Here is a 6,347-nt window from a genome sequence, read left to right as displayed (position 1 = left end):
TTTGGATAGAGATCATAACGCAGCGATCAATATCAACAAAGAAGGGTTTAGAAAGTATAAGTTAGCATTTCAGTTATAAACAAATAAGAACCGTAGGGACTACGGGGATAGCCTATTGAGTCACTGGTGAAGACTGGTTTGGATAGGAAGCCCCCACTTCTAGTTAAGTGGTGGGTAGTTCACTTTATAAATCAATTATACCATATTCAATCCTTTATCGAATTAATCAGTTAATTATTTCTTATATAAAAATAAAGGCCCGACATTTTTACCATGTATTTTCATGGGTTTATCGGGTCTTATAGATTTTAGTTGGATGACATGTTTTTATATTTTTCTAACGCACTACCAATCAAAAACACACGGTGTTCTGAGGTTTGACGCTCGAGCCAAGTCAAGAGTTTGCTGACGCGTAGGTTGTTTTTCGCATCTCCCAATAACTCATCGATATCGGCTTGATGGTAAGGGTGATCGTAAGTCTTTAAGTATTTCACATACTTCTCACGGTGTTCATCGTCTTTGATAAATCGAAAGAAGCTAACCAATAACTCTGGGTGAATGATTTTGACATATTGTGGTTCAATGCCTTCTAGATCAGAGGACATCTCATAGATTTTGTAGGCTTGTTCTTCTTTCATATATTGGATGAAAGCTTGTTTTTCATGATCGGTTTCACGCCATTTTTCCAAGACATTCAACAGCTCTATACGCCACAACAAACGGTTATGAGACTCTTTAGAAATGTCACGATTCATTTGAAAACTTTCCGTAATTTTGTCGAGCAAATGACGGTCAAAGGATTCGAGTTGAATGCCATCGAAAAACTGTTTCGTGAGTATAGAAAGTTCTGGTTTAAAGGTTTGTTTTTGTAGGTGTGTGCTGATTTCTTGAATGATATTTCGAGATTCTAGATGGTAGTCTTCAATCAGCTCAGAGGTTTGAATGTGGTGTTTAAATGTCTCGTGTTGTTTTTGTTTGAAAAAGTGGGTTTCATAGGTGATGACAGACATCGAGGTTTCTGGTACTGAAAACAGCGAAAAACCAACCCCTCCTGTGGAATAAGTTCGATGCGTTGGGTGTCCAACAATATCATTTCGTATGTATTTTAATTCACGTAAGTTCTTGTTTTGGTTCACGTTGACAGAATATTTATTACTCATCGTCAACTTGGTTAAATCGTATAACGCATCGATCGAAACAAATAGATTTTGAAGCAACCCAAAAATATGTAATAAGACATCGGATTTATCCATCACTTTTTCTTGTTTCAAGAAGGATTCGATGATGCCTTCCCCTTGACGTAGCACTTGAATACAGGACTTGATTTTGAAATGAACTTGATTTTGATCGCCATTCAAAACCATCGATTCGATTTTATCTAAAGTGTCTTGAACAACCATTACTTAACCCCCTCTATGAGCGCAGTGAGTTTTTCTTCGGTATAACTGAGTTTTTGTTCTTTCACATAAATCGGTGCGTAGTCTTTGAGTTTTCGTTTATCTGCATCGTCTAAATGTTCAAAAATCAATCCCATTTGGTGGTTATGAAGGAAATCCTTAAAGCTCAGAATGAAATCAAAGGTTCGTATTTGATCGAGTTTCATCGGTTCTTTTCGATGAATGAAATGTACCGATGGCGTGGTTGCGTGAACCCATTCAGATACGCCAATATGAATGCCCAAATCAGCGAGTTCTTTGGTTTTCATCAACTCTACTGGCGATAAACCAGTCGATTTGATGGCCAGTTCGATGACCGAATAAGGTAAATCGTATTGTTTAAATAACCCGATCACATAGGCATTAAAGTCTTTTAATCTAAACGTATCTTCATCAATCGCGATGGAAATACGGATATATTTATCGGTGGATTTGGATAACTGGTTCAAATACTTAAAGGCAGTCTTTAAGACATATTTATCCAAACGGTCGATTTGCAGGCGTTTTTTCGCAATCAAATAGTAGTAATTGGCATCGACCGACAGTGCATCCATGTATGGATTCACTTGGTATAAAAAGACTTTATTGGTTAAAAGGTGAATGATTGGGGTATAGGATAATTTCAGTTGTTCGTGGGTAATGGCCTCATCCATTTGTTCGATGACAGAGACTTCGAATTGTTCTTCTTGATAGTCTTGGAAATCAAAATATTGGAAAGGGGTGATAGCGAATCTTCGTTTGGCTTTTTCCAAAGCGAGATGGATGAATCTTAAGAACTTGTCGAGTTTGGTTTCAGTCGTATTGACGGGGTATCGAATGACCCCAGCGTAAGCTAAGAATGGTTGTTTTGATAATACTTTCGACGGGGTATCTTTCAACATTTTAAAATAATGATTGAGGTTTTTTTCTACCGTTCTTACGTCATTATAAGGCAACACCAACATGGTTTGTTGACGGTCAAATACATACAGGGTTGACCCCTCCAATAAGCCTTTCGTAATCTGGATAAATTCGTTGAAGAATTCATCTACTTTCGGTTTACCATACAGCGATTCAATGGCGTCAAGACCGCTCAATTGAATCAAAACAAACGTGGCTTTTTGATTGAACCACATCGCACTATCTATATGAAAGGCGTAGGCATTCAGTTCTGAGGAAAGTCCATCGATACGGGCTTGGCTTTCTAGCTCATTTTTCTCAAATACCCGATTCGTGATGTCATGGCATTCCGATAATAAGATGGCATTGCCTTTAGAATGAATCCATAGGGCGGTTTCCTCGATGATTCGATCATGATACGTATATAGGATGGTCTGAGCGTTATTCGTTTTAGACAGGTTTTGTTTGAATTGTTGATACTTGATTTGGTCTTCACCCTTCATTTGGGTTAAAAAAGCACTTAAGGTGGTATGTGTATCTAAACCAAACCATTGGGTTGCTAGAGGGTTTAATGTGATGCCTTCTTCGGTTTCTAGTTTAATCGCAAAGAGATTGCTATTGACAATGGCTTCAAACAAATCGAGCTTGGCAGCTGTTTTATCCGATTGGTTGGCTGTCAACAGTAATTTTTCTAATAGGGTAGATAGGAGTTTTAAATAATCGTCATAAAATAGCGCATTAGCATTATCGATTTGATAATAAGCAATCGCGCCACCTTCGAGAGGATAACAATACACGCGTTTAACCTGATTGGTATCGTAAGGTGCTTTGGTCAGTAAATCATGGTTCCAACGAATGATGTCGGTTTCTTCGATGATGTCTTCTTGTTTTTGATAAGCGATGTATAAGACACTCTTAAACAAATCCTCTTTTTCAATGGACTTGTCGTATAGTCGTTCTTTTTTATATTGTTTCAGTGAATCTTGATGGTAGATTAAAGCGGTTGAAAATGGTAAGTTTGATAGCCCTTCAGCCAACAAAAGACGCATTTTCTCACGGGTATCCAATTCAGGTTTTAACGATAATCCCGAAATCAACAATCGATGAATCGCTTCAAAATCTTTCGAGCGTTCAATCAAGCGCTTTTCAACCACAGGAATGACTTTCTTTTCAATGATAACTTCGGTTTGAATCGGTGTTACTGTGGCAGGTTTTGGTTCAACGACTTTGGGTGAACTGGCTTCCTGTTTTTTCAATTGTTTGAGTTTCTTCTGATAGTTATCCATCGATAACGTATCTTTTTGAATCTCATAGAGTTCGACCAATTTCAAATAAATCTTCTTTTGAACATCGATTGGTAGCGACTCAAATGTTTTTTCGTGCTCAACTTCATAGATGGATGCTTGGTGGTACTTTTTTAGTCCAATCAATGCCGATAAATGATAATATTCAAACAGTGGAGATTCCCCTGACTGTGTGATATTTAGGATCGCATCATAGTGTTTGGATTCTAACAAAATATCGAGTTCAATGAAGCGGATGGTTTGTGATACTTCTGGCGATAATAAGCGATTTCTTAATTGACGGATCGTATCCATCGCTAAATCAAACGCACCAGTTTCAACATAACGGTCTAGTTTAATCAAATGAAATTTTTGACGGATCGCCTCAGGTAGTGCATCTTCTAGTGCTTTATCGATATAATGTTCAAAGGGTTCATCTTGTGCTTTTGCCCATTCAATCAAATCTATGTAATATAAATATTGTTTCAAAATCGGTAGTGCACGTCGTTTTTGTTCGATGTGTTCTTTAGCCGATGTAAAATCATTTAAGGCGAGGTCATTGTTAATCCATAAACTGAGGGCGTCTATATACAACGGGTCATCCGTTTTGTTTTTCAATGAATCCAACATCTCAAATAAAACTTGAATTGAGGTTTCATGTTGATGGAGTTCAAACAAAATCGATGCGTAAAACAGTTTTGCGTGAGCGATTTGTTGTTCATTTGAGGTCACGCTTAAAAACGATTCAATGGCTTGAATCGTTTCGTGGGTTTTGGGTAATTTGAGCAACGCATCGAGTGTCATAAATTACACCTCTTCGTACATTTCTTTGAGGGCTTGGGCTTTATCTAAATAAGCAATCGCCACTTTATCAAACGGGATGTGGAGTTTTTCTGATAGTCCAATCTCGTGCTTAAAGGTTGCGACCTGATGCCATTGTAAGGTTAAGAACATACGGTAGAATATCATCCGTTTTTTGTCTGCTGAGGTTGCTTGGTGGTTACAATATTCATCAAGCAATGCCAAGGCATCGGTAAAGTCGATGTTTCCAAATTGTGCAATGTCATAATATGGGTCATTGTTACCTGTAAACTCAAAATCGACGACCATGGCTTTGTTGTCAGCTGTGATGACGAAATTTGATGGTTGAGCATCGCCATGACATAACACCATTGGCAATCCTTTGTATTGTTCAAACCAATTTAACCATGTTTTCTTTAAGGCTAAATAACGGTCTGAGATGGTATGATTGATGGCTTCATAATCGGTTAAACGTTGAACATGGTTATAGTCGTTTTCCGCTTTTAATCCCGATTGATGAATGACTTTAAGGGTATCTGAAACTTGTTTAAGATACGCTTTACGGTCTAAGGTCGATAAAACCTTCCCCTCAACATATTCACAAATTTTGATACCTGAGTCTAAATCGAGATATACCATATGATTGGTAATGCCGAGTGGTTCAACCAAGCGAATATTCTTTAACTCAATCTGTCTTGAGACAAAGTTTTCAGCTTTTTCACCGGGTTTTCTAAACGTGTATTTTTTGCCATTGGCTTCGATGATATAAGTATAATTGCTCATGCCGCCCATCAAACGTTCAATGACTTTCACGTTTGTTTTGAGGATGGCTTGAGCCAGTGATATGATGTCTTGTTCCATGGGTGATTATACTCCTTGATGGAAAGTAATTTTACCATCTTGATAAATAGCGTAAGACGGGGTAATACCAGAGACTGCCCCTGGGTTGATATAAGTAATCCCGTGGTATTCTAGTAATTTACGTTCATGGGTATGACCATAAATAACGTAATCCACTTGGATGTATTCAGCGAGTTTGATGAGCTTATCTAATCCGTATTTAACCTCTTGAATATGACCATGAACCAATAAGAATTTCTTATGGTCGATGATGACGATTTGTTGAAGTGGTAAGTCTAAATACAAATCTCCATTGCCTTTAACCGCAGTTAAATGAAGGGATTCTAGTTCTGCTTGTGACAATACCAAATCCCCAGCATCGAGGTGATAATCTTTATCTGGGTGTTTCAAACTGATAGCACGTAAACGATCGTATCTGCCATGGGTATCTGAGGTAATCAACACTTTCATCGGAACGCCTCCTTTAGCGCTTGTAATGCAATCGCACGATGGGATATTTGATTCTTATGGGTAGGTGATAATTCAGCTAAGGTTTGTTTTAATTCAGGTACATAGAATATTGGATCATACCCAAAACCATGATTACCTTGGGCGGTATGGGTAATCCAACCATAAATCTTACCTTGATAGGTTTGATATACATTCGTTCTAGGGTCATATAAAACGAGCACGCACGTGAAATGGGCATCTCGATTGGTTGCATGAGCCATTTCTTTTAAGACCAAGTTTAAATTATCGAGATCCGAACCGCCTGAGTACCTTGCACTATAAATACCAGGTGCACCATTTAGGTAATCAATGGACAATCCAGAGTCATCGGCTAAGGTGAGCATGTTGTGTTTCTTAGCATAATGTTTGGCTTTCAATAGGGCATTTTCGAAGAAGGTATCGCCTGTTTCATCGATTACTTCATCATCTGATAGATCAGCGAGCGAAACGACTTCGAATGTCTTTTTTAAAACGGCTTCAATTTCTTGTTTTTTATGCTTATTTTGAGTCGCAACCAACAATTTCATGGCGGTCTCCTTTTTCTTGTATTATAACATAACTACGCCCAAAGAGGGATAGGTAGGGATAGATAAATTTG

General features: G+C 38.0%; 5 protein-coding genes. All 5 read right to left on the bottom strand.

Translation table 11 applies throughout. The features are described from left to right. Window positions 1-308: 308 nt before the first annotated feature. The 5 genes from N7548_RS04330 to rdgB are packed head-to-tail and all read right to left on the bottom strand — an operon-like array spanning window position 309 to window position 6,276. Complete coding sequence (locus tag N7548_RS04330; RefSeq protein ID WP_263608214.1) at window positions 309-1,400, bottom strand: hypothetical protein; 1,092 nt, start codon at window positions 1,398-1,400, stop codon at window positions 309-311. Then, window positions 1,400-4,402: an EAL domain-containing protein gene (locus N7548_RS04325; protein WP_263608213.1), complete on the bottom strand. Its 3,003-nt coding sequence runs from the start codon at window positions 4,400-4,402 to the stop codon at window positions 1,400-1,402. The genes N7548_RS04330 and N7548_RS04325 overlap by 1 nt, the downstream gene beginning before the upstream one ends. 3 nt (window positions 4,403-4,405) lie before the next feature. Beyond that, on the bottom strand, window positions 4,406-5,260 hold the full coding sequence (locus tag N7548_RS04320; RefSeq protein WP_263608212.1) for a choline kinase family protein: 855 nt from the start codon (window positions 5,258-5,260) through the stop codon (window positions 4,406-4,408). Between the two features lie 6 nt (window positions 5,261-5,266). Then, window positions 5,267-5,710, bottom strand: a complete 444-nt coding sequence (locus N7548_RS04315) for a metallophosphoesterase family protein (RefSeq protein ID WP_263608211.1) — start codon at window positions 5,708-5,710, stop codon at window positions 5,267-5,269. Next, window positions 5,707-6,276: an RdgB/HAM1 family non-canonical purine NTP pyrophosphatase gene (gene rdgB / locus N7548_RS04310; RefSeq protein WP_263608210.1), complete on the bottom strand. Its 570-nt coding sequence runs from the start codon at window positions 6,274-6,276 to the stop codon at window positions 5,707-5,709. The genes N7548_RS04315 and rdgB overlap by 4 nt, the downstream gene beginning before the upstream one ends. Between the last annotated feature and the right edge of the window lie 71 nt (window positions 6,277-6,347).

It is taken from the genome of Paracholeplasma manati (assembly GCF_025742995.1).
In the GTDB taxonomy this organism is placed as follows: Bacteria; Bacillota_I; Bacilli_A; order Acholeplasmatales; family UBA5453; genus Paracholeplasma; species Paracholeplasma manati.
The sequence above is the reverse complement of the archived record's forward strand: the minus strand, read 5'-3'. Positions and strand labels throughout refer to the sequence as shown.

Coding starts and splice junctions, on each gene's coding strand:
- rdgB (WP_263608210.1), bottom strand. CDS start 6,276: ATGAAATTGTTGGTTGCGACTCAAAATAAGCATAAAAAACAAGAAATT.
- N7548_RS04315 (WP_263608211.1), bottom strand. CDS start 5,710: ATGAAAGTGTTGATTACCTCAGATACCCATGGCAGATACGATCGTTTA.
- N7548_RS04320 (WP_263608212.1), bottom strand. CDS start 5,260: ATGGAACAAGACATCATATCACTGGCTCAAGCCATCCTCAAAACAAAC.
- N7548_RS04325 (WP_263608213.1), bottom strand. CDS start 4,402: ATGACACTCGATGCGTTGCTCAAATTACCCAAAACCCACGAAACGATT.
- N7548_RS04330 (WP_263608214.1), bottom strand. CDS start 1,400: ATGGTTGTTCAAGACACTTTAGATAAAATCGAATCGATGGTTTTGAAT.